Raw genomic sequence first — 26158 nt, 5'->3', positions numbered from 1 at the left:
GTCTAATATAAGCAGTCTCTCAGACTGCTTTTTTTATGATGAAAACAATCGCTTTAATTTATATGGGTGGGACGTTTGGTTGTATTGGTGAACCACTTATGCCAATGCCTGAACAGCAATTTTTACCTTTATTAAGTAAGGTCATTCCACCGCATTTACAAGTCGAATGTTTCGCAGCCCCAAGCATTAAAGATAGTAGTGCATGCACAGCAACTGACTGGCTTGCACTGGTACAACAAATTCAACAACTACAATTAAAGGGTTTTCAGCATTTCGTCATTATTCATGGTACAGACACACTCAGTTATGCTGCTGCAACCCTGGCACGTTTCTTAGGGCATTCTTGCCATGCCATTATTACAGGCAGCCAATACCCTTTACTCAATGTTGAAGGAAATGATACCCGCGAATTTACGGATGCCATTGGCAACCTGTATTTAGCCCTCGAACAGGTCTTAACCTTAGCCAGTGGTGTCTATCTTGCCTTTCATCAGCAAGTCTTTCATGCCCAAACTACTTTAAAAGTGCATACCACTGAACTAGATGCCTTTGTCGGCATCAAGGCTGAGCAAAGCTGTCCAACAACTGCTGACTGTTTTGTGGTTCAAAATGAACATCTTGAACGGGCAGCACAACTCAGCATACTGAATCTGATGCTGCAACCCATCGCCAAAGAGCAACTGGTTTTACAATTAAAAAATAGCTTAAATGTACCTCCGAACTTTTTAGTTCTGCAAGGCTTCGGAACGGGTAATATTGCAGTGAATGACGAAGTGATTGAACTATTTGATCGTTTATATGAGCAACAATGTCTGCCGATTATCAGCACGCAAGTGACTTTTGGTCAGCTCGATCAACGTTATGCCATCAGCTCTTGGATCCAATCTGCTAAGGTTTTAGTCAATGATTGTCATAGCCATGCCGATTTATATGCAAAAGCCCTGCAAATGTATTTAAAATACCCGACCCACGAACAATGGTTCGAACATTGGCATCAACACTAATTTTGAGGTTAGAACATGCAGCGTTATGCAATTGGTATTGAATTTTGCGGTACTCAATACCGTGGTTGGCAAACCCAACAGGCTGGCGTGATCACTGTTCAGGAAACCATTGAAAAAGTATTGAGTACGATTGCCGATGAACCTATCGTATTGCATGGTGCTGGGCGTACGGATGCAGGTGTGCATGCAACCAATATGGTGGCACATTTCGACACCGAAGCAATCCGTCCTGAACTTGGCTGGATCCGCGGTGCCAATAGCCAACTTCCCAAAGATATTTCCATCCAGTGGATTAAACGCATGGATGAAAATTTCCATGCACGTTTTAAAGCTGTGGCACGTCGTTATCGCTATGTAGTGTATAACGCCCCGACTCGCCCTGCCTTATTGTATAAACAGGTGACACATCTTTATCAAACACTTGATATACAAAAAATGATTGCCGCTGCTGCAAAATTCGAGGGTACACATAATTTTGAGACTTTCCGTGCGGCAGCATGTCAGTCCAACCAACCTGTACGCCATGTAAAACACTGTCACTTATTTGCACATGGTCGTTATCTAGTCTTAGATATTCAAGCAGATGGCTTCTTGCACCATATGGTCCGTAATATCATGGGATGTCTACTTGAGATCGGGCAAGGTCAATATGAGATTGATCATATCGATACCATGTTTGCCGCAGAAGACCGCACAGCTGCAGGCATTACCGCTCCACCAGATGGCTTATATTTTATTCAATCTTATTATCCCGATGAGTTTGATTTACCACAGCTGCCTTTAGGTCCACACTGGTTGAATTTGCCTGAATAACAAAAAGCCTTATCAATGTGATAAGGCTTTTTCTGTAGAAATAATTAACGCTGTTTTCGCTTGCGGTATTCGACTGGTGTTTCATTGGTCCAACGCTTAAAGGCACGATAAAACGTACTTGGCTCAGAAAAACCAGTTAAATACACAATACGTTCTACGCTTTCATTGGTATTCGCCAAAAGTTTTTTCGCCAAACGACAACGATAATCAGAAAGAATTTGCTGGAAGCTGGTATTGGCTTCGCTCAACTGTGTTCTTAAGCGACGAGGGGTGATATTTAACTGAGCAGCAACCGTTTCCAAGGTTGTTTCACCACTCTCTAACGTTGAACCAATCGCACGGCGTACTTCACCGACTAAATCATATCGTGCCAGCTCTTGTAATTTTTCAATCGCAAGTTGTTCATGTAATTGAAGTAACTCAGGTTCAGCTTGCCATAATGGATAATCCAAAACAGCAACATCAAAATAAAGCCGTGTTGCTTTTTGCCCTAAGCTTACAGGGCAACCATACACTCTAAAATATTCATCGTCAGCCGCCCCCTCACTGAAATTAAAATCAATGTAAATCGGCTGAAATTGACCTTCTGTAATAAACTTAAAGAAACGTAAAATGCCTGACATCGCACATTCAGAAAAATGGCGGTTGACTAAATTATCTGACCAGAATTGCTCAGCATTGGTCAAATAGCAACGACCATCCTCAACAACCAACTTGGCATCGAACGCATCACTGATCAAGCGCTGATAGGCCAAAGCCCGTTTCAGTCCTTCACCAAAAGTCTCACTGCTAATAAATAAGTGTTCAATGACTTGGCCACGATACAGAGGTAGATATTCGCCTAAATGTAGCCCAATGTCTGGATCATGACTGACTTCCTGTGCAGCAATCCAAAATGCATTTTGTGCACTTAACGGCGTTCTGGCATTGGTATCTATTTGATTTAATGCCACGCCGGCCTTTGTTAAAATCTCTTCAGTCGGTAATCCGGCTTTACGAATTGCCTGATAACCAAAGCGCAATACAACTGATGCATCTGTTAGCTGACCCACGCAGTGCCCTTCCCTGTAGATACGTTATTATGACAATGAACAACGATTTTAGATTAACGTTGATTGACCAAACTGACAACAATATTCTGCTTATTTTGTTAAAAAAAATCACGAATTGTCCGACAGTTCCTTTCGGTTAATATCTGACAGCCTCTCGCAGACTTGATCTTGTAAATTTTAAATAAATTGACTATAATTTGCGCCTTCCCAATTTGATCTCAGGTAGGCTATGGCCAATAAAGAGGAACTCATTGAGTTCGAAGGCGTTGTCACCGAAACGCTTCCTAATACGATGTTCCGTGTACGTTTAGAAAACGGTCACGAAGTTATTGCTCACATTTCTGGTAAAATGCGTAAACACTATATCCGTATTTTGACAGGTGACAGTGTAAAAGTTGAAATGACACCTTATGATTTAACTAAGGGTCGTATCACTTATCGTGCGCGCTAACTCAGATTAGTGAATGCAAAAAAGCCACATCATGTGGCTTTTTTTATACTGTTCACGTGAGTTTATTCACTCAAACGCGTGGTTTTACAGCCCACTGTCTGACATTCGCGTATACGTTCTTGCAGCCAGTTATTGCGTTCTTGCGTGGTCGTTAATCGACACTGCACATTGACAGAGCTTTGCACGTCATCCGTACATTCTGCATCGCGGTGGCGAATCCAAGCCAGTTGTGATTTCTTCAAAATTTTTTGTTGTGTTTCATTCAATTGTTTTCTTAGTTGCTGGTAGTTTTTATTTAAATCGGTATCAGCACTGGCATAAATTTTATTGGTACAGTAGATATCATCATAAGTATTGCGAGCGTTATCGCAATTATCTGCATAGCTCAATGTCGCCATCGCACCACAGATGAGGCTCAATATTATTCTGCGCATGAAATTTCCAAATCGCTTAATTATCATCACTATCTAAGCATATTTTGCTGAACTTGAACATTGCCCTAAAGTAGACAAGTTTGTACATTTTTGTCTTCATCTTCTATTATTAGACTATATTTATGGACGATAAATTAAGGAAAATAAGATGATGAATTATAAAATATGTCTACTTGCATCTGTTTTAGCATTACAAGGATGTGCAACGTCTGGATGGCAATCAGTGCGACTACAAGACTATTTACAACCTTATATTGGTCAATCAGCCGATCAAATTCAGCAGAATCTTAACCTGAGAACTTTAGGCTTTCAAACGCTAAAACAACCACAAAAAAGCAATCAAAATTTAGTTTTTACCGTGCTTCGCCCAATCAATATTCCAGTTCCAATCGCACAGTCTTATGGCGATGCAAGTTCACCCATGAGTGGCTCTGTACGTTTAGGCTCTGTCTCGACCAGCCAACAGTCCTATGATGTGAACTTCTATTGCCATATTATTTTTGAACTTGATCAACAACAAATTGCGCGCTCAATTCGCTATGAAGGCAAAGCTTGCTAACTCTCCAATAAAAAACGCAGCCAATGCTGCGTTTTTTATTGATTTAAGTACTTAGCTTAGTGCTGCAACGACAGCCTCACCCATCGCATCTGTACCTACCTTACTCATGCCCTCAGACATGATATCCGCTGTACGTAGACCTTGATCCAAGACCTGACCGACTGCATCCTCAATCGCTTTTGCAGCAGCCTCTTCACGAAAGGTGTAACGCAACATCATCGCGACAGAAAGTACAGTCGCCAATGGATTGGCAATGTTCTGTCCTGCGATATCAGGTGCAGAGCCATGGCATGGTTCATACATTCCTTTGCCATTTTCGTCTAAAGACGCCGAAGGCAACATACCTATTGAACCCGTCAACATGGCTGCTTCATCAGATAAGATGTCGCCAAACAAATTGCCTGTTACGATCACGTCAAATTGCTTTGGAGCACGAACCAGTTGCATTGCTGCGTTATCAACATACATATGCGATAACTGAATATTTGAATATTGAGCTTGTTGTAAGTCAGTGACGGTTTGCTTCCATAGTTCAGTCACTTCAAGCACGTTCGCCTTATCGACAGAACATACTTTTCCACCACGTAATCCTGCAAGCTCAAAAGCAACTTTGGCAATACGCTTGATTTCACTTTCTGAATACACATCCGTGTTATAACCTTGCTTTTCACCATTTTCGAGTTCACGAATACCACGTGGCTGACCAAAGTAGATCCCACCTGTGAGTTCACGAACAATCAAAATATCGAGGCCTGCAACAATTTCTGGCTTCAAACTTGAGGCGTCTGCCAATTGCGGATACAGAATTGCAGGACGCAAATTGGCAAATAAATTTAATTCGCTACGAATTTTTAATAAACCACGTTCAGGACGAATTGAACGTTCAATCGTATCCCACTTTGGACCACCGACGGCACCTAATAAGATTGCATCTGCTTTTTTTGCCTGCTCACTGGTCACGGTTGGATACGGTTCACCATGTGCATCAATCGCAGATCCACCTAGTAAACCATGTTCCCATGTCAAACCTAGATTAAATTTATCATTGACCTTGGTTAAAACCTTTTCTGCAGCAGCCACGATTTCAGGACCAATGCCATCACCCGCTAAAATTAAAATATGTTTAGACATCTATTTTTCCAGTTTCCCTATGCGCAGCTTTGAGACTGCGAGCCGATTAAATCTTTTTCTCAACAAATTCACCTAGGCCTGTACTGACATCAAAAGGACGGCAGAAACGGCGAATGGTGTGTTGCTCTTGCTGTAAATCTACACACAACGGATCAGGTACAGAAACATTCAACAAACTACCTGAAGAACGACGTGTTCGGTCTCGATACATTTTAAAGGTATAGCGCACATGCGGTTTAAATGCATGAATGACATGAAAGGTCTCCGCACGATCTGGAGAAATTGGATAGAAACGGATTACGACTTCATATTGCTTCGCAGGCATACTTAAATAGACCTGCTGCTTTCGGCTAAATACCGAACCATGTAATCGAACAATACCACGTTGCATTGCCTGTTGGCTGATCCGATGTGTCTTTGCATCAATGACCGCAATATCACCGATTCGTTCAAACTCACAATTCTCAACACCTGAACAATATAAAGTTGCGTTGTCCGCTTTGCTTTCTAACGTGTTTTGTGCGATACGAACTTGATCAACCACATTCGGTGCATTTTGACACGCAGTTAGAGTCGTAGCAGCGCCTAGACACAGTAAAATACTGCGAGCGAGTCTTCTTTTCATTATTCAAGCCCAGTCCTCATGTCTTGTTAACATGTAAGCAAAATATTATCCGCTAGCATGTTAACAAGAGTTCAATCTCTGCGCTATGGCTATGTTACAAATGTCCAAGACCAAGTCTTATTTCTTCGCTCCAAACCTAGGCTTGGATCTCCTGAAACACCCAAGGACGCGATTGTTTTGCTTTCTCTTCATAAGCACGGATATCATCCGCAACCTGTAAAGTTAAGCCAATATCATCCAACCCATTCAACAAGCAATGTTTACGGAATGGGTCAATTTCAAATTTAAATGCTTCACCTGTAGGCGTACGAACTTCCTGAGCGTCTAAATCAATCGTAAGTTGATAACCTTCTGCTTCAGCACATTCTTTAAATAACTGATCAACAATTTCTTCAGCCAAAATCACAGGCAACATGCCATTTTTAAAGCAGTTATTAAAGAAAATATCGGCAAAACTTGGCGCAATTACGGTACGAAAACCATATTCATTCAATGCCCATGGCGCATGCTCACGGCTTGAACCACAACCAAAGTTCGTACGCGCCAATAAAATGCTTGAACCTTGATAACGTGGTTTATTTAATACAAAGTCAGGATTCTTCGGACGTTTGCTGATGTCTTGGCCTAAGAAACCTTCATCTAAATAGCGCAACTCATCAAATAAGTTATCACCGAATCCAGTACGTTTAATCGATTTCAAAAACTGCTTTGGAATGATCAAATCGGTATCAACATTGGCACGATCTAAAGGTGCAACAACACCTTGTTCTACAGTGTATTTTTCCATGATATTGCTCCCTTAGAATGAACGAACGTCAACAAAATGGCCTGCAATCGCAGCTGCCGCTGCCATCGCTGGACTGACTAAATGAGTCCGCCCACCATTGCCCTGACGACCTTCAAAGTTACGGTTCGAGGTCGAAGCACAATGCTCACCAGGTTGTAACTTATCAGCATTCATCGCCAAACACATTGAACAACCAGGTTCACGCCATTCAAAACCTGCTGCCAAGAAGATTTGATCTAAACCTTCCTGCTCAGCTTGTTGTTTCACTAAACCAGAACCAGGAACAATCATCGCCTGCTTAATACTTGAAGCAACTGTACGGCCTTTCACCACATCTGCGGCGGCGCGAATATCTTCGATACGCGAATTGGTACATGAGCCAATAAAGACACGGTCTAACTGAATATCAGCCAAAGCTTGACCTGCAGTTAAGCCCATATATTGATAAGCACGGGTCCAGTCATTGCGTTGTACATCATCTTTGGCTTGTTCTAATGTTGGCACTGCTTGGGAAACAGGAATCACCATTTCTGGAGAAGTTCCCCAAGAGACCTGTGGCTCAATCTCGGCACCATTCAAGACCACGACCGCATCAAATACAGCATCGTCATCCGAATGCAAGGTATCCCAGTAGGCTACAGCTTGATCCCACTGTTCGCCCTTTGGTGCATAGTTACGGTCTTTCACATAAGCAATGGTTTTGTCATCAACTGCAACCATCCCGACACGAGCACCCGCTTCGATTGCCATATTACATACGGTCATACGGCCTTCGATTGACATATCACGGAATACTTGTCCGCCAAACTCGATGGCATAGCCGGTACCGCCCGCTGTACCAATTTTGCCAATAATTGCTAACACGACATCTTTTGAAGTCACGCCTTTACCTAATACACCATCGACGCGAACCAACATGTTTTTCGATTTTTTCTGTACTAAACATTGTGTTGCCAAGACATGTTCAACTTCTGAGGTACCAATACCATGTGCCAAACACCCAAAAGCACCATGGGTTGCGGTATGTGAGTCACCACAAACCACAGTCATACCAGGTAAAGTCAAACCTTGCTCGGGACCCACCACATGGGCAATCCCTTGACGGATATCATTAATCCCAAATTCAACGATATTAAAGGTTTTACAGTTATCGTCTAAGGTTTGGACTTGGATACGAGAAGTATCATCTTCAATCCCTGCAATTCCCTGTTCACGCTCTTTTTTAGAGGTCGGTACGTTATGGTCAGGTGTTGCCACATTGGCACTTAAACGCCAAGGTTGACGATCAGCAAGTTGCAAACCTTCAAATGCTTGAGGACTAGTCACTTCATGTAATAAGTGGCGATCAATGTAAATTAAGCTCGAACCATCATCGCGTTGTTTTACTAAATGGTCGTCCCATAATTTGTCATATAAAGTCTTGCCTGCCATGTCGTCGCCCTCCATCGTGCTTGCCATTGGTCTGGGTATTTTTCATCTTGAATTCATTATAGCAATCACTTCACATAAATCTAATTTATCATTTTTATAAATTAACAAACTTTTAGGAATGATAAATTGAAATTTTATATCTTGATCGTCTCATTAAATTAAAAAAAATTTAAATAATCTTAGCTTAGTACATTTCATGCACATTATAGCTTTGAGCTACTTATTTGAAATGAATCATCTCATGATTTATAAATCCAATCATCCTAAATTGAAATTTCCTTTTTACATTTTAAATGATAATGATTATTATTTAATTAAATAGAGATTGTGTAGGGCGAAGCCGATGTCAAATATTCAACAATTCGTAATGAACAATAGCAGGACTTTGAAAAAAACCTTGAGTTATTACATCATGCATATTAGTGTTGCGATGATCGTTGCTTATCTCATTACAGGCAATTGGCTCATGGCAGCAACACTAAGTTTGATTGAGCCGACAGTACAAGCCTTTGCTTTTTTCTTTCATGAAAAAGTATGGAATTATTTCTAATTCAAAAATACTGCTTATAAAACTAATTTTAAAATCTCCTTGGACAAGCTTGTATGAACCTCGCTGCTTTTGAAGCATTTGTAAAAGTGATGGAAACTGGTTCAATTTCCATCGCGGCAGAACAATTATTTATTACCCAACCTGCAGTCACCAAACGAATTCATAGCCTAGAAGACTATTTTGGGGTCAAACTGTTTGAATCTGCAGGTCGGGGAATTCAGCCAACCCATGCCGCACACTCTCTATTACCGAAGGTTCGCACTTGGCTCAATGAACTGGGAGAAATTCACCATACCTTAAGCCATGAACAAGCGCAGGTTCAAGGTCGTTTAAAGATTGGCACCAGTCATCACATTGGTCTGCACCATTTAGCTGAACTACTTAAAAATTTCGTCCAACATTATCCCCAAGTGATCTTAGACGTACATTTTGTCGATTCTGAACAGGCACATGAGCAGGTATTGGCAGGTGAACTCGAACTCGCTTTTTTAACCTTGCCACCGGTTGGGGATGATCGTCTTAAATATATGACCATTTGGAATGATCCTTTGGTTTTTGTTGCTGCGCCCTTCCATCCATTGGCACAACAAACACCACTTCAACTCGAAGACCTGATTGCCTATCCAAGCCTATTACCTGCAGCACAGACCTATACCAGTCAAATCACCTTAGCTGAATTTGAAAAGAATAACCTAAAACCCAAAATCACCATGAGCAACAACCCATTAGAATCTATTCGAATGTTGGTTTCAATTGGTTTAGGTTGGTCGGTTTTACCAAAAACCTTGGTCAATCAGGATTTAAAACAGCTCGATTTGAAACTGGATATGCAACGTCAACTGGGCATGGTTTGGCATCCTGCAAGAATTCAGTCCAAAGCAGCGGAAGAACTGATTCGAATGATGCAGGTTGGCTAGCAGCCTCGATTAATCTCCGCCACCCCCACCACAGCTGCTGCAACTACTACAGCTATTGCCGCTGCTACTTCCACAACTTGAAGAAGATGACGAGGACTGAGCTTGTAAATATTGAGCATAATCCTTGGTCATCAACTCTAAATTAAAATATTGCCCCTCCTGCCAATGGAGTGCTTGATCAATCGCAAATAGTCTAGGCAACAAAGTAGTATTTCTTGGCTGGTAAGCATGTAAAGTGCAACTCATTCGCCATGCTTCAAACAATTGTTGCGTTTGCTGCTTAGATGTAGTGGTTGCATCATAGGGATCATGATGCAACTGTCGACCTAGCACCTGTTCACATAATTGTTGATATTGTTTCGGAAACTCCAACATCACATGCCATAAGCTATCTACCGCATGTGAAGGCATGGCATAGGCTTGTTTTTGCATAACATGTAATGCCAAATAATCTTTAAACCCAGCTTCGATAAGTTGTCGTTGTTTTAAACCAAGTTCTGGATAATAGAATCTAAATTTACGCCAAAAGATTGGATCAAATTTGAATAGCTCAATCTTTTGCAACTTCACTCGTTTAGACCGAGCAATAAGAGCTAAATTCAGCACAATGATTACCCATAGAAAAGGAAGTATCACCCAAGCGCTAAAAACTTGTTGCCGCCAACTGTACATCAACAGTAACAGCACGATTGGAACGATGATCCATCGTGTTTTGATCATTGGCTGTTGTCGTTCTAATTTCAATAATGCATCAAGCAAATTGGAAGTCTGTGCTTCCTGATTTATTTTTATTTTCATGCTTTGATCTTAAAAATAAATGATGACAGTAATATGACAAAAAAACTCCCGTTAGGGAGGTCAAATTAAACAGATCAGATGTGTAATAAACGGCGAATTTGTTGCGCTATTTGGTCGACATCCAAATTGTGATGCAACACGGTCATGGTGAGTAATTGATCGGAACGAAAGTGGCGATCAACTTCAAGCATGACATGGGTTTGAGTTGCTTCGGCGACAAAAGAAACCTCAACTTCATTAAAGCCGCTGAACATATGCGAAGAAACAAACTCTAGCTCTTGGTAGCAACCGATTGTTGAACTAAAATTTTGCCCAGTAAGTTGACCTTTTTCCACATCAACAGAAGAAAGTACAAAACCACATTGCTGCATGGCCTGTAAAAACGCGTGCATTGCCGGGGTTGGTAATACACTCAAGTAGTCTCGATCCGTGGCATCCAATCCCCAATCTACATCCATGTGGGTATTGATCCACACTCGCGTACCATTACGGCGACAAACCACTTCGGTGATCGGCGTTTCATGCGGCAAATCTATGCTAAATGGAACATGGTGGGTTTGATGTGCTGGTAAAGAAAAATTTGAACTGATTAACCATTGGACGAGTATCAAAGGCTGATTAAATTCATGCTCTCCCGACTCAACTTCTGCCATGGTCATCAATTGCAAATATAAACCTTTAATGTCCTTATCGGATGAGCCCCCTTTAAAACTAATCTCTCCCTGTAATGTTGCACCTGCTTGTACTGTTGGATTATGCAAATGTGTTTCAACAGTGACGCCTTGCAAGCCTAAACCCGACATAATTTTATTCAACATTTTTCTTTCAGATCCTGACGATGATTTCATCTTGAGCAGCAAATTTATGATTAAAGTGCTTCCTCTCCAGCGAGCTGAATTTTACCATCGGCAATCGCATTCATGAATTGCAGATAATCACTTAAATTTCGCTCCGCGTACTGCATCGCATAATCCTGCAAGATCTGGATGATCGTCCCGCCTTCCCCCAGATATCCAATCAAAACGTCGGCATTACCTGCTTTAGCATGTGCATGTGCCAAAGCCAAACCACAGCTATCAGCATATTCATAAAAAAATGCATCATCCATCCCAGCCAAATCGATAGACACTTTCATATCACGTAATTGACGGATCAAATAATGTTGCTGCTGGGCAGTTGAATATCCCAAGAAAATATCACTGGCGGCTTGCATAAGTTGCTGACCATACACCACCCGTTCACCTTCATGAGGCACTTTCTGCAAAAACAGTGGGCTTAAAATCGAAGGGTTGGCTTCTTTCATTTGTAAAATAAGCGGTTCCCGATCAGCATCTTCAAATAACGCAATGGCTGAGCGCGTTCCCACACTCCCGACACCCACCACTTTTAATGCGATGTCAGTACATTGGTAACGGTCAAATAAAACTTGGCGATCATATTTCAGCGTGCTGCGATAGCACTCAAAAAATGCATCATTATCCTGACTAAATGGCTCACCTGCTTTGGGATGCCAAAGTAAAGGCGCGTCCTCAATAAAATGCCGAAATCCGGTCTCATCATCCTGTTGAGTCAGTTTTGGCAACACCGAAGCACTGTCTCGAGCTGAGGCACTATTCACTTTCTTTGCTAATTTTTTACGGACTTTTTGGTTTTCAGTTTTTTCCAATAAAATACTGGCATCAATTTTCTCATACCAGATTTGCAAAGGAGACAATGCAATTTGTTGATCTAAATGCGAGATATAGGCGTTGAGCATGCGCTGAATCGCTTTTAAACCCGCACTTTCGCCTAAACCGATCTCTTTTGCTGCAATCACAAAGCTAGTGACCAAGCGCTTGAGATCCCACTCAAATGGCGCAACCAGCGTTTCATCAAAATCATTAATACCAAATAAAAGATTACGTTCTGGACTGGCAAATCCACCAAAATTACTTAAATGACAATCCCCACAAATCTGTTGAAATAGGCCTGAATTGTGCTGTTCCCACACTTGGTCAAACAACATCAGCGCAGGCATGCCACGATAGAAGGTAAACGGAGATACGCTCATACGCTTGGCACGAATGGGTTTTAGTCGCTCTAAACGACCTTCATTACTCCAATCATAGAGTGTTAAGGCCGTGATATCTTTGGGTCGCTCGGACAAGTGAGCCAATTGCTCACGTGGAATTTTTTTACGTTGTGCTTTTCCCAAAGCAAAGCCATCACTTTTAGTGAGCAATTTGCCTTGATAGCGGTGTCGAGTGAGATCAATACTTTGTGCTGTCCAAAGTTTTTCTGGTAATGCAATGCGTTGTTTTGGCATATCACGCGCTCAATCTATTGAGTAAAATTTTCTATATTTCTCTAAACTATAATGCGTCATTCAATATTTTTTATTGTTGTTCATACATTGCCAAATATCCCTCTTGCCTAAGGTGATATTTGGCATTAAAGCATGGCTTATATCGACCAGTCCTGGATCTCCCAAGCGCGTTCTTGTGCCAATTTCTCTAAACGATCATCTGGATTTACTGCAATCGCATGCGTCGCATATTCCAGTAGGAAACGATCATTGATTGAATCGGAATAGGCCCAAGATTCATTGACCGTCCGTCCAGCCAACCACTGATCCAAACGTGCCAGCTTACCTTTTTGGTAGCAAGGAATACCTGTCACCTTACCTGTATATTGACCATCAAGCACTTCGGCATTGGTGGCAATAATTTCAGTAATGCCAAATTCACGAAAAATAGGTGCAGTAATAAAATCACTGGTCGCTGTAATTCCAACCAGCTCATGACCCAGTGCTTGATGTCGTTTTATCGCCTCAAAACCCTTAGGTCGCATCTGTGGACGGATTACTTTCTGCATAAATAACTGATGTAACTCAGTTAAATAATCATTATCATGTTTAGTCAGAAATTGAAAAACAAATTCATTATAGGCAATCGGATCAAGTTGCCCTGCTTTGTAATCCCCATAAAACTTGTCATTCATTTGGCGATGATGAATTGGATCAACCAAACCTTCATTGACCAAAAATTCACCCCAAGAGTGATCAGAGTCAGTATTTAATAGGGTGTGATCTAAATCAAATAAAGCCAATTTCATATAAATGCTCATTTAAATGCAAATTAAAGAAAAAAAACGTAAATCTATTTCCGTAAGTCACTAAAAATTCGTTAAGATCGTAGCAATTTAAACATTTTACTTTGACCTTTTTCGAGTTGGACATGGAAGATAGTCTGTCCCCGAGATCAAAGTCAACGATATAGATAAAATTTAGGTAGCCAAATGATCGACTCAGAAGGTTTCCGACCCAACGTCGGGATCATTTTGGCAAACGATGACGGACAAGTTTTATGGGCAAAACGCATTGGTCACAATGCTTGGCAATTTCCACAAGGAGGAATCCAATTTGGAGAAACCCCTGAACAGGCACTTTTTCGTGAACTAAGAGAAGAAGTCGGTTTATTGCCCGAACATGTCCAAATTATAGCGCAAACAAAAGGTTGGCTGCGTTATCGTTTGCCACATCGGTACATTCGGTCAGATTCAGATCCGGTATGTATTGGACAAAAGCAGAAATGGTTTTTACTGAAGTTAACGGCCTCGCCGCATCATATTCAGTTAAACCTATCAGACCCACCCGAGTTCGATGAATGGCAGTGGGTAAGTTACTGGTACCCACTGGGTCAAGTGGTCAACTTCAAACGTGATGTTTACCGTAAAGCCATGATGGAATTATGTTTACAACTACCTCAGCGCTAATTGTCATGAAATCATCATTTTAAGCAATGATTTTTGGCAACAGAGCTGTTATAACTAGGCCTATAACGATTCAATAAATTGGAGTAAACATCCATGTCAAACATGCAACTCGACACGCTTAGACGCATTGTGCAAGAAATCAATGCGTCCGTCAGTTTGCATGATTCCTTGGACATTATGGTCAATCATGTGGCCGATGCCATGCAAGTGGATGTCTGCTCGATTTATTTATTAGACGAACGTAATCGCCGCTATGTATTAATGGCCTCTAAAGGTTTAAAGCCTGAAGCAGTTGGTGCAGTATCACTCAGTGTGGGTGAAGGTCTGGTCGGTCTCGTTGGTCAACGTGAAGAAATCGTTAACTTAGACAATGCACCAAAACATGAACGCTTCGCTTATTTACCTGAAACAGGTGAAGAACTGTTCAACTCATTCCTTGGCGTTCCAGTGATGTATCGCCGCAAGGTTATGGGTGTCTTGGTTGTTCAAAATAAAGAATCTCAAGACTTTAGCGAAGCGGCTGAATCATTCTTGGTTACACTGTGTGCGCAACTTTCAGGGGTTATTGCCCATGCACACGCAGTGGGAAATATTGATGTTTTCCGTAAACCCAGCAATGGTCCTAGCTATAAAACCTTCCAAGGAGTTTCGGGTGCAGGTGGTGTCGCTTTAGGTCGTGCCATTGTTCTTTATCCGCCTGCTGATCTTGCTGCGATTCCAGATCGTGAAGCAGAAGATATCAGTGATGAATTAGAATTATTGGATCAAGCCATTGCTGCAGTACGTTTGGAGATTCAATCTCTAGATGAAAAAATGCAAGACTCACTCATGTCTGAAGAGCGTGCCTTATTTAGCGTGTTCTTAAGAATGCTTGATGAAAATGCTTTGCCAAGCGAAATCAAAGACCATATTCGTGCAGGCAGTTGGGCCCAAGGTGCTGTGCGTAAAGTCATCGATAAACATGTTGCGCTGTTTGCTCAAATGGAAGATGACTACCTGCGTGAACGTGTCTCAGATCTGAAAGATCTCGGTCGTCGAATTCTGGCTTGCTTGCAAGAAAATGATACCAGTCACCGCGAACTCAGTCCCGATAGTATTCTGATTGGCGAAGAAATCAGTACCGCGGCATTGGTTGAGCTTCCGGTGGATAATATTGCGGCAATTGTTACTTCTGAAGGTGCTGCAAACTCACATATGGTGATTGTGGCACGTGCGTTGGGCATTCCAACGGTCGTCGGTGTGACCGAATTACCCATTACTACACTCGATGATATCGAGATGATTGTCGATGCCTATCAAGGGCGTATCTTCGTCAATCCTCCGCGTCGCTTACGTCAACGCTATAAAGAAGTTCAAAAAGAAGAAGAACAAATTGCAAAAGATTTAAAGCAATATGAAACCAAAGATGCGATTACTCCAGATGGCGTATCGGTTCCTTTGTTCGTCAATACAGGTTTGATGATTGATGTGGTCCGTGGCGTACAACGTGGTGCTAAAGGTGTTGGTCTCTATCGTAGTGAAATTCCATTCATGCTACGTGAACGCTTTCCTGGTGAAGAAGAGCAACGTGCCATTTACCGTCAACAGCTCAGCCATTTTGCCAATAAACCCGTAATCATGCGTACCCTGGATATTGGGGCGGATAAAGACTTACCTTATTTTAGTATTGAAGAAGAAAACTCAGCATTAGGCTGGCGTGGCTTACGCTTTACACTGGATCATCCAGAAATTTTCTCTGCACAAATCCGTGCCATGCTCAAAGCCAGTATCGGCCTGAATAATTTGCATATCTTGTTGCCAATGGTCACGAGTGTCAGTGAAGTTGAAGAAGTCCTATATCTGTTAGAGCGTGACTGGATCGCAGTACAGGAAGAAGAACAGGTCAAGATTACCAAACCGAAGATCGGCATTATGGTTGAAGTGCCAAGTGTCCTGTTACAAATTGATGAGTTTTCAGAACTGGTTGATTTCTTCTCGGTCGGTTCCAACGATTTAACCCAATATTTACTGGCCGTTGATCGTAATAATCCTCATGTGGCCAACGTCTATTCGCATTTCCACCCATCTATCCTACGTGCCTTAAAACGTTTGGTACAGGATTGTCATGAGCATCAAAAACCCGTCAGCATCTGTGGTGAAATGGCTGGTGATCCATTGTCAGCTATTCTCCTGATGGCAATGGGCTTTAATACCCTGTCGATGAGTTCAAGTAATATTCTGAGAGTCCGCAAAGCAATTTGCCATGTTCCGATGAGTGATGCCAAGAAACTCTTGGATGACGTTCTGCAAATGAATAACCCACTGGTGATTAAAAGCTGGCTCGAACATTATTTTAGAACCCACGGTTTGGCCGATATGGTGAAATCAAATCGCATGCTCAATGTCTAAACGAGACATTTCCACATAAGACCAAACATAAAAAAGGACGATTCTTTCAACAAGATCGCCCTTTTTCAATTTATCTGCTTATTTTGCTAGGCGTAGGTAAATCTGTTGTTTAGTGCCATTTAACGTCACGTTCGGAAATTTACGATCATAATCGATCACAATCGCATCTTTGCCTGTCAAATTCTTGGCATCTGATTCCCACGTCACGTAATACTTGATATTTGCGTCATCCCGAACTGAGGGCTGAATAAGCTTACGGTGATCTGCTGGCACAGTAAAATCAACTACAAATGGCACCTGAGAGATCTGAACCTTTTTCTGCTGAATCAACGTTGCTGGAACATCGGCAATCTGACTGTCCACCGCATACAAACTCACTGTACCCTGCTGTGGCGTTATCGCATAATTACCTTGTCCAACAAACTCAACATTCAATGAGTTTGCTTTAGCCTCATCTTTTTGTGGCATGGAAGTACATCCTGCTAAAACGGTTAAAGATAATCCGAAACTTAATGCTAATTTTTTCATTTATTTTAATCTCATAAAAGTAAGCTAAAGCAATATGCTAGCACCTAAAATCTGAGGATTTACATATCTCCAACTTAGTCTTTATGTTTAGAAACTTAAATTGCTTAAGGGCAGCAATCATCTTTTTAGAATGTAGCTCGCAGCGTTAGCGATACGGAAAAATTAATTCTAGAAATCTATTTAGGCCTTTTTACATAACTGCAACAGGCAAAAGTCATCCTTCTTAGAACAAATTGGAGTCTATTTATTCCATTTAAAGGATGCCATCACTGACTTTCCATTCAACCCAACTAAAACAGTAAGTCTTTATTTTTCCATTATCTTTTATCCTTTTTTAACAATTTTCATATCCACAAAAGCATGACTCATGTTTAAGATTTAGACAGCTTCAATCGAATAAAGCATTTATGACATCAACTTTAATCCATTGGAAAAAAAGCTTTCATCAACCTAGAGTAAAAATACAAAGGCTGAGCTTAATCATTACAAATCACATTTAGGCATCTGAAATTTCGATACCCAATTGATGAGTGATACAGCGAAGCATTCATATCTTAGAACGGTCCAACAGTTGAGATGACCTAGCTCACAGGTCATGTTGACGGAGATAGAACATGAGCCAAGACGATAAAAAATGTCCTTACAGCCACTTAACCACTGATTTTGGTGCACCTGTCGTTGATAACCAAAACAGCATGACCGCTGGTGCCAGAGGACCATTATTAGCCCAAGATTTATGGCTAAATGAAAAACTTGCCAACTTTGTTCGTGAAGTCATTCCTGAGCGTCGTATGCATGCCAAAGGTTCAGGTGCATTTGGTACGTTCACGGTCACCCATGATATTACGCAATATACGCGCGCAAAAATCTTTAGCGAAATCGGTAAAAAAACTGAAATGTTTGCACGCTTTACCACGGTTGCAGGGGAACGTGGCGCTGCGGATGCGGAACGTGACATCCGTGGTTTTGCTTTAAAGTTTTATACCGAAGAAGGTAACTGGGACATGGTGGGGAATAATACGCCTGTGTTCTTCCTGCGTGATCCTCGTAAATTCCCTGATTTAAACAAGGCAGTAAAACGCGACCCTAAAACCAATATGCGTAGTGCGACCAATAACTGGGATTTCTGGACTTTATTACCAGAAGCGTTACACCAAGTCACGATTGTTATGTCTGATCGTGGTATCCCTTTAAGCTACCGTCACATGCATGGTTTTAGTAGTCATACCTATAGCTTTATCAATGCTGCCAATGAGCGTTTCTGGGTCAAATTTCACTTTAGAACTCAGCAAGGTATTAAAAACTTAACCGATGCTGAAGCTGGCGAATTGGTGGGTCAAGATCGTGAAAGCCACCAACGTGATTTATTCGATGCAATTGAGCGCAAAGACTATCCTAAATGGACTTTGGCTGTACAAATCATGCCTGAGCAAGATGCAGAAAAAGTTCCATATCACCCATTCGATTTAACCAAAGTTTGGCCGCATGGCGACTATCCATTGATTGAAGTTGGTGAATTTGAGTTAAACCGTAATTCTGAAAACTTCTTCTTAGATGTGGAACAGTCAGCTTTCGCACCAAGCAATTTAGTGCCAGGGATCAGTGTTTCACCAGACCGTATGTTACAAGCGCGTTTGTTTAACTATGCAGATGCTCAACGCTATCGTCTCGGTGTGAACTACCAACAAATTCCAGTCAACGCAGCACGCTGCCCTGTACATAGTAATCACCGTGATGGCCAAGGCCGTATCGATGCCAACTATGGCGGTTTACCTCACTATGAGCCAAACAGCTTTGGCCAATGGCAAGAGCAGCCACAGTACAAAGAGCCTCCATTGAAAATTAATGGCGATGCTGATTTCTGGGATTATCGTGAAGATGACAATGATTATTTCAGTCAGCCACGTGCGTTATTTGAACTGATGACACCTGAGCAACAACAAGCACTGTTTGGTAATACCGCACGTGCGATGGGTGATGCTTTAGACTTCATCAAATATCGTCATATCCGTAACTGCTACGCATGCCACCCAGCTTATGGTGAAGGTGTTGCCGCAGCATTAGGGCTCACCGTTGCAGATGCTCAGGCAGCGCGTGAAACTGATCCAGCGCGTCATTTACCAAGCTTCCTATAAGCTTTGAAAGACTAAAACAAAAGCCATCTTCGGATGGCTTTTTTAATGCAGTTAGGGGACAATTTATTCAATGCCCAATTAGAAAAATAAGCATGCCAAAACCATTAGAGCAACTGATTCAAGCCCATCACATCATCTTGTTTGATGCAGAATGTGTGCTGTGTTCAGCATGGGCTGACTTTATGATCAAGCAGGATACCAGCTATCAATTCAAACTGGTGTCCGTGCAATCGCATATTGGACAACAACTTCTCGCCTATTGCCATCTTCCGACTGACCATTTTGAAACCATGGTATTGCTAGAGAATGGTCAATACTATACCGAATCAACTGCCTTTCTACGTATCATTCAGCGCCTAGATTCCCCATACACCAGTTTGAAATACGCCAGCATCATTCCAAAAACCATCCGTGATTTTGCTTATCGCCGAATTGCACTCAATCGTTACCGCCTCTTTGGGAAAACCCAACAATGCTATCGCGTCACACCTGAAACGCAGCAACATTTTCTATTAGATGAGGCCCTAATATGAACAGCGAGAACCCAACCCTTCAACAGATCTTAAAGTTTTGTCAGTTGATTATTGCAAGCCTTTGGATTTATCAAGGACTGATTCCCAAATTGATTTTTCAGGTGCAAGATGAGCAGTATGTCTGGCAACAACTCAATATCGCTCCAACCTATATTGCTTGGATGATTTCATTCTCAGGGATTGCTGAAATGATTTTTGGCGGCCTATTTTTATGGATTAGCCATCAATATTTGCACTGGCTCAACATCATCAGCCTGATCAGCTTACTTATTTTCGTGTTGTGCATTTATCCAGACAAGGTTTATCAAGCTTTCAATCCCGTTGTCATGAATATTGCGCTTGCAAGCCTTTCAGTGGTTTCATTGTGGTGTATCAAAGCACTGCAGAATGCTAAGCACGAATAAAATGTCCTTCACGGATGCAATAAAATGGATTGACCAATTTAGAAGATGATTTCATGGCTTGCTGTAGTTCATGCTCAGGGTCATCACGATCTTCATCAGTCAATTGAAAGGTTCGATAATGAATTGCCAAAGAACGGTGGGCATGTAAATCGAGATGGGCATGAAATGCATCTTGTGGATTCATATGTACATAGCGCATCAGCATACGTGGTTCATAAGCACCAATTGGCAATAACGCCACACGGACATCGCCATAACGCTCATGAATTTGCTTAAAGTGCGGGGAATAACCCGTATCCCCAGCAAAAAAACAATGTCCTGTTTTAGCAACTAATGAAAAACCGCCCCACAGTGCTCTATTTTGATCACGTACACCTCGTCCAGAAGTATGCTGCGCAGGTGTATAGGCAATCTTCAACTCATCATGAAACGGAATCTCCTGCCACCAATCCATCTCGATGACATGCAGATGCTTCGGCAAGTAATAGGCATTACCCAAACCAGTATAAATCGGCATTTCAAATTTTTGATGCAGCCATTCTAAAGTCGCCAAGTCCATATGGTCATAATGATTATGACTCAACAGCACGCCATGAATCGTTGGCAGGTGTTCTAAAGCAATCCCCGCAGGGCAGACACGGCGTGGGCCATTCCCCTGTTTCGGGCTGACATATTCACACCAGACGGGATCAGTTAGAAAATTATAGGGGCCAATTTGAATTAAAACGGTGGCATGTCCAACAAACCAGATTTGCCAGTCATTGAGATCGGCATGTGCACGATTTTGTGGCAGCTCCAGCATGTGATTTCGCATATTCCACTCATGCGAACGATCTACATTCCAAGTGGATGATTGACGAGTCGCCAACCATTTTAACAGGCCTTTACGATCAAAAGGTGTGAGCGGTTTCTGTAAATTATAGAAACGATCGATCCCACAATGATCAGAAGCCTCGTGTGGAAAAGGAGGTTTCCCCCAAGTATGGCTCAAGCAAGATTGGGTCGGCAATTGGTAGGTTAATGTCGGCTTATCTTTCATGTACGTCTTCTTTGGTGGAATCTCATCGCATGAGGTGGGTAATGTTATATCCCGTTCAGATCATGAATCCTGTTTAAGCTGAACCTTTCAAACCATGATGATTTTTTTAGGATTCTCGTCTTATTCCAGATTCATAAAATCGGTCTTTGATCCTAACATAAGCTTGTTAGTTATGCTGATTTTCTGATGCAGAGTCAACACAATTTTACCGAACTAATAAACCCTGCTGACAATTCAGGCCAATCGGTAAGCATGAGTTTTTTATCTTTTTTTATATTTTATAAAAAAGCATATTGTATATAAAATCACCTTAGCTATAATTCGCCAATAGCATGGTGTTCTCATCACTAAAACTATAAAAACAGTCAGACACCTTTGGACCTGCCTTATGGAGTTACGTCATTTACGCTATTTCATTACCGTTGCTGAAGAGCTCAGCTTCAGTAAAGCGGCACTTAAATTACACACAGCTCAGCCTTCTTTAAGTCAACAAATTAAAGATCTTGAAGATGGTGTAGGTGTGCAGCTTTTACACCGTACCAAACGAAAAGTTGAATTAACCGATGAAGGGCAGGTTTTTCTGGAGCAAGCTCGCTTAACGCTGACGCAAGCAGATAAAGCCGTGACCATGGCAAGACAGGTCGCCGCAGCTAAAGTCTTGTGCTTAAGAATCGGTTTTGTGCCTTCTGCTGAAATTCGTATTTTCCCTTATATCTTGCCCCGTTTGAGAGTCAGGTTACCCAAACTACAAATTCGCAGCCTCAATCTCAAAGAAAGTGACCAAATTGCCAAACTGAAGAAAGGTGATTTAGACATTATTTTTATTAATCAAAAATTTGAAAATGAAACGTTTGCCAGCCAACTGGTATTAAAAGAACCGTTGGTTTTGATGCTGCCCAAGCAACATCCTCTGGCCCAATGTTCAGAAATCACCACCGCCCAATTACAAGGTCTCATTCTCACCATATTGACCGACAAGCTTTCTCAGCCCCTCGCCAAAACGATTACCCAATACATCAAACAGCAGCAGATCCATTTTCAAAACATCGATGAAGCCAATACGATTGGCGAAGCAATTCAAGCAGTACGCTCTGGGCAAAGTTGTGCGATTTTACCAGCATACATTCAGGCCTTGGCCACAGATCAAATTGTGGTACGACCATTAGAGTATGCTCTTCCCTATCTCGATGTGTTTATGAGTTACCCAAAGCACGAATCCAGTACAGCAACACAACATCTCATAGATGAAATTCAAACTGTATTTGGCTTAGAAAAGCCGTTTGCATCCAAGCAAAGTCACATAACGTAAAAAAAGCCGATTGATTCGGCTTTTTTTACTGCTATTTAATCTCTACACATTACTAAAGAATGCTGCAAATTTCTGATAGCTTGGCCGTTGTTTGATGTTTTCCAAATAATGCTCAATAGCAGGATGAGACTCGACCTCTCCCATTTTAAGTTGCCAAAATAACATTGCGGCAACGGATACATCCGCAGCGGTGAACTGCTTGCCACATAAATACGGATCAACCTCACTTAAGCCCTGTACAAACGCATTGTAAGCATCTTGATAGTCACCATAACCAACCGATGATTTTTGCTCAGGTTTAACCTCTACGCCTAACATTTTATTGGTCGCTGCTGCTTCCCAAGGGCCAGAAATAAAAAACAGCCAGCGATAATACACACCACGTTTTGGATCATTCAGAGCAGGTGCCAAACCTTTTTCGGCAAATTTATCTGCCAGATAAGCACAAATTGCATCCAGTTCATACACGACGATATCGCCATCAACCAAGACAGGCACTTTGCCAAATGGATTGATTTTTAAATATTCAGGTGTTTTCATTTCGGTTTGAAAAGCGACTTCGATGCGTTCACATTCAATGCCAAGTTCGATCAGCAACCAGTCTACGACGACGCCACGCGAAAAATTATTGGTATAAAGTTGAAGTGCCATGTTGATATTTCCTTGATGAGTTATTCTTATTTCAATGTAATTGTTTTGATTGTCAGTTTTTGTCAGTAGTCGAACGACACATCTCTTGTGTCCACCATTGTTGAAATAGTTGTTGTTTGAATTGAGGATACAGTTCCTGACTCAAACTTAACTGCCGCATACGATCGATCCGAAAATGCCGAAAACTCTGCCTTAGCTCGCACCATGCCGCCAGTACAATCCGATCATTAAAATAACCTAAAGCAAACGGCCAAATGGTCCGAGAACTCACACGTTGCTGCTCGTCAGCATAATCCACCACAATTTTAACTTGTTGACGGATGGCCAAACGTACCTGTTCCACCAACGTTTCATCTACGGGTAACCAAGCATTGATTGATCGTAAAGTGGTATGTTCAAGCTGATGCTGGCAGTGTTCAGGCAATACCGCATTGAGTTTGGCCAATACTGAAGTCGAAGCTGATTTCAAAGCCAGATCAGGAATTTCACTCAACCAGTTTAAGGCCAAAAAAATAGCCTCAATTTCAGTTTCATTCAATGTCATGGGAGGTAATAAGAAATCTTGTTTCAGCTGAAAGCCTAATCCAGCCGCGGCATCAATACAAACGCCTTGCTCACGCAAGGTATCAATATCTCGATAAACACTGCGCTGACTAATCTGCAAACGCTCTGCCAATACCTGTGCGGTCACAGGATAGCGGTATTCTCTGAGTAGCTGTAATAGATTAAGCAAGCGGATTGAACGACTCATACGGTCCCTATTGTTATTATGAATGATGGGACAGCGCACTCTCCCATCATTATTGTTTCATCTCAATGAACAGTTTAACTTGCGCTTACATCGACCACAGGCAAAATGCTTTGCAAAGCAGCATGTAGGTCCTGCACATTGTGCGCAATCGTCAAAGGTTGGTACTGCTGTAACGTTTCAATGCTATGCACCCCATAACTGACCCCGATACGCGGCATATTCAGATTTCGAGCCATTTCGAGGTCATAACTGGTATCACCCACCATCACAGCACAATCAGCTGTCACACCCATCTCGGCAAGAATTTCCTGCAACATCAATGGATCAGGTTTGGATTTGGTTTCACTGGCTGCACGGGTAATATCAAACAGCGCATGGCTATTGGTTTGTGCCAAAACTCGGTCTAAGCCCTTACGGCTTTTGCCTGTTGCCACCGCGAGCTTTAAGCCTTGCTGTTTTAAATCTGCGAGTAATTCTGAAACACCATTAAACCAAGCATCACCTTTTGAATTGGCGACATAATGGTCTGCATAACACTGCAAAATATCTTGCTGCAGGTGCGGTACCTGCGGGAATAAAATCTGCATCACTTCAGGCAAGCCTAAACCAATAATGCTTTTTGCCGCGTCATCTGTGAGGGGTTGCTCAAACTGTTGGGCAGCATATTGCAGACTTGCCACGATTTGACCAACCGAATCAAATAAGGTGCCATCCCAATCGAAAATAACGAGTTCGATATTCTGCTTCATTTCTGCTTTCTCAATTCGTTAATCACCTGTTGCATATCTTCAGGCATCGGCGCTTCAATGCTTGGATAGTTTGGAATGTCTAAACGCATGGCATGCAGGCACAAACGGCGTGCCTCAGGACCTGCGTATGGCGTGTTGTGCCCATATTTATCATCACCCACCAAAGGATGACCGATACTCAAGCCATGAACACGAATCTGATGAGTACGACCCGACAGCGGAGAAGCGTGAACCAAAGTTGCTGCTTTATAACGCTCAACCACTTTCCAGTTGGTCTTGCTTGGCTTGCCTTCTTTGGTCACACGAACACGACGTTCACCATTGGCCAATTCATAACGCAATAATGGCGCGTCAATCATTTGCTGATCTAAACTGACCTGACCTTTCACAATTGCAGCATAAGTTTTTTGAATTTTATGCTCACGTAATAAATCTTGCAGCAATTTTAAGGTACTGCGCTTTTTACTGATCATCACCAGACCCGAAGTGTCGCGGTCAATACGATGAATCAGTTCTAAATATTTTTTGCCTGTCGCAGCACGTAATGCTTCGATCAAGCCATAGGCCACACCACTGCCGCCATGTACAGCAATCCCTGAAGGTTTATTAATCACCAACAAGCCTTCGTCCTCATAGACCACGCGACTCAGTAGGCTTTGTGCCACATCATCACTCACGGGTACATCAGATTCATCTTTTTGTTCGTAACGAATTGGAGCGACCCGAATTTGGTCACCAATGCTCAAACGTGATTCTGCTTTTATTCTTTTTTTATTAACGCGTACTTGCCCTTCACGAATTAAACGATAAATGCGACTTTTTGGAACACCTTTTAATCGGGTAAATAAAAAATTATCTATTCGCTGCCCTTCTTGATGTTCATCCACGTCAAACCAAGTGACACTTTGCCATTGCTGTGTAGAATTCATACGCTCGATTAATCCAAGATTTGTTAAATATGATTAAAAATTGATCATTTAGCTAAGTTATTTCACAAGAAACCTAAACTTAGCCCATAGGCAGATGCTGCAAGGTTTGATATATTCAGCGCACGGATACCACCGTAAGTGAGCATCAAATCAAAAATTTTATTTAGATAAAATTTTAAATCGATGAGATATTCACCAACAACTCGGATAGGTCCTAAAGAATTATGCCGACGCCGAAGGCTTATTATATCGGCAAAATGGCAAACTGTTGCGTTTAATTGTGCATCTGCACATACAGTTTGTTCAGAAAAAATATGTCGCCAGCAATTTGCTGGTTATTAAACGTAAACTGATCCACATCAGACAATTTGCTCCCTGATGTCGCATTCAGGCTAAAGCGTTGATGCATTGGAACTGCTAAGCAGAGATACGATGAT

The 26158-nt window shown here is 41.9% G+C and carries 28 protein-coding genes; 12 read left to right on the top strand and 16 right to left on the bottom strand.

Annotated features, from left to right (window positions below; genetic code table 11):
- Positions 1–35 precede the first annotated feature (35 nt).
- The gene (locus F909_RS00305) at positions 36–1004 is read left to right on the top strand and encodes an asparaginase domain-containing protein (protein ID WP_005155111.1); all 969 of its coding nucleotides are present in this window, start codon (positions 36–38) and stop codon (positions 1002–1004) included.
- Positions 1005–1019: 15 nt separating this feature from the next.
- The gene (truA, locus tag F909_RS00310) at positions 1020–1817 is read left to right on the top strand and encodes a tRNA pseudouridine(38-40) synthase TruA (RefSeq protein ID WP_005155110.1); all 798 of its coding nucleotides are present in this window, start codon (positions 1020–1022) and stop codon (positions 1815–1817) included.
- Positions 1818–1861: 44 nt separating this feature from the next.
- Here the strand turns inward: truA and F909_RS00315 are convergent, their stop codons facing one another.
- Positions 1862–2869, bottom strand: coding sequence for an AraC family transcriptional regulator (locus tag F909_RS00315; protein ID WP_005155109.1), 1008 nt, complete (start codon positions 2867–2869; stop codon positions 1862–1864).
- Positions 2870–3098: 229 nt separating this feature from the next.
- Here F909_RS00315 and infA point away from each other — a divergent pair, with 229 nt between their 5' ends.
- On the top strand, positions 3099–3320 hold the full coding sequence (gene infA, locus F909_RS00320; protein WP_001284370.1) for a translation initiation factor IF-1: 222 nt from the start codon (positions 3099–3101) through the stop codon (positions 3318–3320).
- A 62-nt stretch (positions 3321–3382) separates the two neighbouring features.
- Here the strand turns inward: infA and F909_RS00325 are convergent, their stop codons facing one another.
- Positions 3383–3754 carry a lysozyme inhibitor LprI family protein gene (locus F909_RS00325; protein ID WP_005155107.1) on the bottom strand — a complete coding sequence of 124 codons (372 nt, stop codon included), beginning with the start codon at positions 3752–3754 and terminating at the stop codon, positions 3383–3385.
- 148 nt (positions 3755–3902) lie between these two features.
- Between F909_RS00325 and F909_RS00330 the strand changes: the two genes are divergently transcribed.
- A complete protein-coding gene (locus F909_RS00330) occupies positions 3903–4313 on the top strand; it encodes a hypothetical protein (RefSeq protein ID WP_005155105.1) in 411 nt (136 codons plus the stop codon).
- A gap of 51 nt (positions 4314–4364) precedes the next feature.
- On the opposite strand, the gene leuB is transcribed toward F909_RS00330, so the two are convergent.
- From leuB to leuC, 4 genes are all read right to left on the bottom strand, one after another.
- Positions 4365–5444 carry a 3-isopropylmalate dehydrogenase gene (gene leuB, locus F909_RS00335; protein WP_005155101.1) on the bottom strand — a complete coding sequence of 360 codons (1080 nt, stop codon included), beginning with the start codon at positions 5442–5444 and terminating at the stop codon, positions 4365–4367.
- A gap of 46 nt (positions 5445–5490) precedes the next feature.
- On the bottom strand, positions 5491–6069 hold the full coding sequence (locus tag F909_RS00340) for a hypothetical protein (RefSeq protein WP_005155099.1): 579 nt from the start codon (positions 6067–6069) through the stop codon (positions 5491–5493).
- A 136-nt stretch (positions 6070–6205) separates the two neighbouring features.
- Positions 6206–6856, bottom strand: coding sequence for a 3-isopropylmalate dehydratase small subunit (leuD, locus tag F909_RS00345; RefSeq protein WP_005155083.1), 651 nt, complete (start codon positions 6854–6856; stop codon positions 6206–6208).
- A gap of 12 nt (positions 6857–6868) precedes the next feature.
- Positions 6869–8287, bottom strand: coding sequence for a 3-isopropylmalate dehydratase large subunit (gene leuC, locus F909_RS00350; RefSeq protein WP_005155081.1), 1419 nt, complete (start codon positions 8285–8287; stop codon positions 6869–6871).
- Positions 8288–8630: 343 nt separating this feature from the next.
- On the opposite strand from leuC, the gene F909_RS00355 reads away from it, so the two are divergent.
- Both F909_RS00355 and F909_RS00360 read left to right on the top strand, forming a co-directional pair.
- On the top strand, positions 8631–8837 hold the full coding sequence (locus tag F909_RS00355) for a DUF2061 domain-containing protein (RefSeq protein WP_004656050.1): 207 nt from the start codon (positions 8631–8633) through the stop codon (positions 8835–8837).
- 53 nt (positions 8838–8890) lie between these two features.
- Positions 8891–9754 carry a LysR family transcriptional regulator gene (locus tag F909_RS00360; protein ID WP_005155080.1) on the top strand — a complete coding sequence of 288 codons (864 nt, stop codon included), beginning with the start codon at positions 8891–8893 and terminating at the stop codon, positions 9752–9754.
- Positions 9755–9763: 9 nt separating this feature from the next.
- Here the strand turns inward: F909_RS00360 and F909_RS00365 are convergent, their stop codons facing one another.
- From F909_RS00365 to F909_RS00380, 4 genes are all read right to left on the bottom strand, one after another.
- The gene (locus F909_RS00365; RefSeq protein ID WP_005155078.1) at positions 9764–10552 is read right to left on the bottom strand and encodes a glycine-rich domain-containing protein; all 789 of its coding nucleotides are present in this window, start codon (positions 10550–10552) and stop codon (positions 9764–9766) included.
- Positions 10553–10626: 74 nt separating this feature from the next.
- Positions 10627–11370: a sporulation protein gene (locus tag F909_RS00370; protein ID WP_005155074.1), complete on the bottom strand. Its 744-nt coding sequence runs from the start codon at positions 11368–11370 to the stop codon at positions 10627–10629.
- 50 nt (positions 11371–11420) lie between these two features.
- Positions 11421–12857: a DUF2252 domain-containing protein gene (locus F909_RS00375; RefSeq protein ID WP_005155071.1), complete on the bottom strand. Its 1437-nt coding sequence runs from the start codon at positions 12855–12857 to the stop codon at positions 11421–11423.
- A gap of 137 nt (positions 12858–12994) precedes the next feature.
- A complete protein-coding gene (locus F909_RS00380; protein ID WP_005155069.1) occupies positions 12995–13645 on the bottom strand; it encodes an HAD family hydrolase in 651 nt (216 codons plus the stop codon).
- Positions 13646–13828: 183 nt separating this feature from the next.
- On the opposite strand from F909_RS00380, the gene F909_RS00385 reads away from it, so the two are divergent.
- Both F909_RS00385 and ptsP read left to right on the top strand, forming a co-directional pair.
- Entirely contained in the window at positions 13829–14305 is a 477-nt protein-coding gene (locus tag F909_RS00385; protein WP_004656060.1) for an RNA pyrophosphohydrolase, read from the top strand.
- Positions 14306–14398: 93 nt separating this feature from the next.
- Positions 14399–16693 carry a phosphoenolpyruvate--protein phosphotransferase gene (gene ptsP / locus F909_RS00390; RefSeq protein WP_005155066.1) on the top strand — a complete coding sequence of 765 codons (2295 nt, stop codon included), beginning with the start codon at positions 14399–14401 and terminating at the stop codon, positions 16691–16693.
- 78 nt (positions 16694–16771) lie between these two features.
- Here the strand turns inward: ptsP and F909_RS00395 are convergent, their stop codons facing one another.
- Positions 16772–17221, bottom strand: a complete 450-nt coding sequence (locus F909_RS00395) for a hypothetical protein (RefSeq protein ID WP_005155064.1) — start codon at positions 17219–17221, stop codon at positions 16772–16774.
- A 614-nt stretch (positions 17222–17835) separates the two neighbouring features.
- On the opposite strand from F909_RS00395, the gene F909_RS00400 reads away from it, so the two are divergent.
- The 3 genes from F909_RS00400 (at position 17836) to F909_RS00410 (ending at position 20293) form a co-directional block, all read left to right on the top strand.
- Positions 17836–19356, top strand: a complete 1521-nt coding sequence (locus F909_RS00400; protein ID WP_005155063.1) for a catalase — start codon at positions 17836–17838, stop codon at positions 19354–19356.
- A gap of 92 nt (positions 19357–19448) precedes the next feature.
- Entirely contained in the window at positions 19449–19889 is a 441-nt protein-coding gene (locus tag F909_RS00405; RefSeq protein WP_005155062.1) for a thiol-disulfide oxidoreductase DCC family protein, read from the top strand.
- The gene (locus F909_RS00410; RefSeq protein WP_005155061.1) at positions 19886–20293 is read left to right on the top strand and encodes a DoxX-like family protein; all 408 of its coding nucleotides are present in this window, start codon (positions 19886–19888) and stop codon (positions 20291–20293) included. The genes F909_RS00405 and F909_RS00410 overlap by 4 nt, the downstream gene beginning before the upstream one ends.
- Here the strand turns inward: F909_RS00410 and F909_RS00415 are convergent.
- Entirely contained in the window at positions 20280–21332 is a 1053-nt protein-coding gene (locus F909_RS00415) for an MBL fold metallo-hydrolase (RefSeq protein WP_005155060.1), read from the bottom strand. The genes F909_RS00410 and F909_RS00415 overlap by 14 nt on opposite strands.
- 388 nt (positions 21333–21720) lie before the next feature.
- On the opposite strand from F909_RS00415, the gene hcaR reads away from it, so the two are divergent.
- Positions 21721–22641 (top strand): DNA-binding transcriptional regulator HcaR, encoded by a 921-nt coding sequence (hcaR, locus tag F909_RS00420; RefSeq protein ID WP_005155059.1) that lies wholly within the window; start codon positions 21721–21723, stop codon positions 22639–22641.
- A 42-nt stretch (positions 22642–22683) separates the two neighbouring features.
- Here hcaR and F909_RS00425 read toward each other — a convergent pair whose 3' ends face one another.
- The 4 genes from F909_RS00425 to F909_RS00440 all read right to left on the bottom strand — a co-directional run bounded on the left by F909_RS00425 (position 22684) and on the right by F909_RS00440 (position 25721).
- On the bottom strand, positions 22684–23292 hold the full coding sequence (locus F909_RS00425) for a glutathione S-transferase family protein (RefSeq protein ID WP_005155058.1): 609 nt from the start codon (positions 23290–23292) through the stop codon (positions 22684–22686).
- A gap of 52 nt (positions 23293–23344) precedes the next feature.
- Entirely contained in the window at positions 23345–24043 is a 699-nt protein-coding gene (locus F909_RS00430; protein ID WP_005155055.1) for a helix-turn-helix transcriptional regulator, read from the bottom strand.
- A gap of 74 nt (positions 24044–24117) precedes the next feature.
- Complete coding sequence (locus tag F909_RS00435) at positions 24118–24792, bottom strand: HAD-IA family hydrolase (RefSeq protein WP_005155053.1); 675 nt, start codon at positions 24790–24792, stop codon at positions 24118–24120.
- The gene (locus F909_RS00440) at positions 24789–25721 is read right to left on the bottom strand and encodes an RluA family pseudouridine synthase (RefSeq protein WP_005155051.1); all 933 of its coding nucleotides are present in this window, start codon (positions 25719–25721) and stop codon (positions 24789–24791) included. The genes F909_RS00435 and F909_RS00440 overlap by 4 nt, the downstream gene beginning before the upstream one ends.
- Positions 25722–26158 lie beyond the last annotated feature (437 nt).

It is taken from the genome of Acinetobacter sp. ANC 3929 (genome assembly GCF_000369405.1).
Taxonomy (GTDB): domain Bacteria; phylum Pseudomonadota; class Gammaproteobacteria; order Pseudomonadales; family Moraxellaceae; genus Acinetobacter.
The sequence above is the reverse complement of the archived record's forward strand: the minus strand, read 5'-3'. Positions and strand labels throughout refer to the sequence as shown.

What these genes read in the sequence shown, in the direction of transcription:
- F909_RS00305 (WP_005155111.1), top strand. Translation starts at nt 36, where the DNA reads ATGATGAAAACAATCGCTTTAATTTATATGGGTGGGACGTTTGGTTGT.
- truA (WP_005155110.1), top strand. Translation starts at nt 1,020, where the DNA reads ATGCAGCGTTATGCAATTGGTATTGAATTTTGCGGTACTCAATACCGT.
- infA (WP_001284370.1), top strand. Translation starts at nt 3,099, where the DNA reads ATGGCCAATAAAGAGGAACTCATTGAGTTCGAAGGCGTTGTCACCGAA.
- F909_RS00325 (WP_005155107.1), bottom strand. Translation starts at nt 3,754, where the DNA reads ATGCGCAGAATAATATTGAGCCTCATCTGTGGTGCGATGGCGACATTG.
- F909_RS00330 (WP_005155105.1), top strand. Translation starts at nt 3,903, where the DNA reads ATGATGAATTATAAAATATGTCTACTTGCATCTGTTTTAGCATTACAA.
- leuB (WP_005155101.1), bottom strand. Translation starts at nt 5,444, where the DNA reads ATGTCTAAACATATTTTAATTTTAGCGGGTGATGGCATTGGTCCTGAA.
- F909_RS00340 (WP_005155099.1), bottom strand. Translation starts at nt 6,069, where the DNA reads ATGAAAAGAAGACTCGCTCGCAGTATTTTACTGTGTCTAGGCGCTGCT.
- leuD (WP_005155083.1), bottom strand. Translation starts at nt 6,856, where the DNA reads ATGGAAAAATACACTGTAGAACAAGGTGTTGTTGCACCTTTAGATCGT.
- leuC (WP_005155081.1), bottom strand. Translation starts at nt 8,287, where the DNA reads ATGGCAGGCAAGACTTTATATGACAAATTATGGGACGACCATTTAGTA.
- F909_RS00355 (WP_004656050.1), top strand. Translation starts at nt 8,631, where the DNA reads ATGTCAAATATTCAACAATTCGTAATGAACAATAGCAGGACTTTGAAA.
- F909_RS00360 (WP_005155080.1), top strand. Translation starts at nt 8,891, where the DNA reads ATGAACCTCGCTGCTTTTGAAGCATTTGTAAAAGTGATGGAAACTGGT.
- F909_RS00365 (WP_005155078.1), bottom strand. Translation starts at nt 10,552, where the DNA reads ATGAAAATAAAAATAAATCAGGAAGCACAGACTTCCAATTTGCTTGAT.
- F909_RS00370 (WP_005155074.1), bottom strand. Translation starts at nt 11,370, where the DNA reads ATGTTGAATAAAATTATGTCGGGTTTAGGCTTGCAAGGCGTCACTGTT.
- F909_RS00375 (WP_005155071.1), bottom strand. Translation starts at nt 12,857, where the DNA reads ATGCCAAAACAACGCATTGCATTACCAGAAAAACTTTGGACAGCACAA.
- F909_RS00380 (WP_005155069.1), bottom strand. Translation starts at nt 13,645, where the DNA reads ATGAAATTGGCTTTATTTGATTTAGATCACACCCTATTAAATACTGAC.
- F909_RS00385 (WP_004656060.1), top strand. Translation starts at nt 13,829, where the DNA reads ATGATCGACTCAGAAGGTTTCCGACCCAACGTCGGGATCATTTTGGCA.
- ptsP (WP_005155066.1), top strand. Translation starts at nt 14,399, where the DNA reads ATGTCAAACATGCAACTCGACACGCTTAGACGCATTGTGCAAGAAATC.
- F909_RS00395 (WP_005155064.1), bottom strand. Translation starts at nt 17,221, where the DNA reads ATGAAAAAATTAGCATTAAGTTTCGGATTATCTTTAACCGTTTTAGCA.
- F909_RS00400 (WP_005155063.1), top strand. Translation starts at nt 17,836, where the DNA reads ATGAGCCAAGACGATAAAAAATGTCCTTACAGCCACTTAACCACTGAT.
- F909_RS00405 (WP_005155062.1), top strand. Translation starts at nt 19,449, where the DNA reads ATGCCAAAACCATTAGAGCAACTGATTCAAGCCCATCACATCATCTTG.
- F909_RS00410 (WP_005155061.1), top strand. Translation starts at nt 19,886, where the DNA reads ATGAACAGCGAGAACCCAACCCTTCAACAGATCTTAAAGTTTTGTCAG.
- F909_RS00415 (WP_005155060.1), bottom strand. Translation starts at nt 21,332, where the DNA reads ATGAAAGATAAGCCGACATTAACCTACCAATTGCCGACCCAATCTTGC.
- hcaR (WP_005155059.1), top strand. Translation starts at nt 21,721, where the DNA reads ATGGAGTTACGTCATTTACGCTATTTCATTACCGTTGCTGAAGAGCTC.
- F909_RS00425 (WP_005155058.1), bottom strand. Translation starts at nt 23,292, where the DNA reads ATGGCACTTCAACTTTATACCAATAATTTTTCGCGTGGCGTCGTCGTA.
- F909_RS00430 (WP_005155055.1), bottom strand. Translation starts at nt 24,043, where the DNA reads ATGAGTCGTTCAATCCGCTTGCTTAATCTATTACAGCTACTCAGAGAA.
- F909_RS00435 (WP_005155053.1), bottom strand. Translation starts at nt 24,792, where the DNA reads ATGAAGCAGAATATCGAACTCGTTATTTTCGATTGGGATGGCACCTTA.
- F909_RS00440 (WP_005155051.1), bottom strand. Translation starts at nt 25,721, where the DNA reads ATGAATTCTACACAGCAATGGCAAAGTGTCACTTGGTTTGACGTGGAT.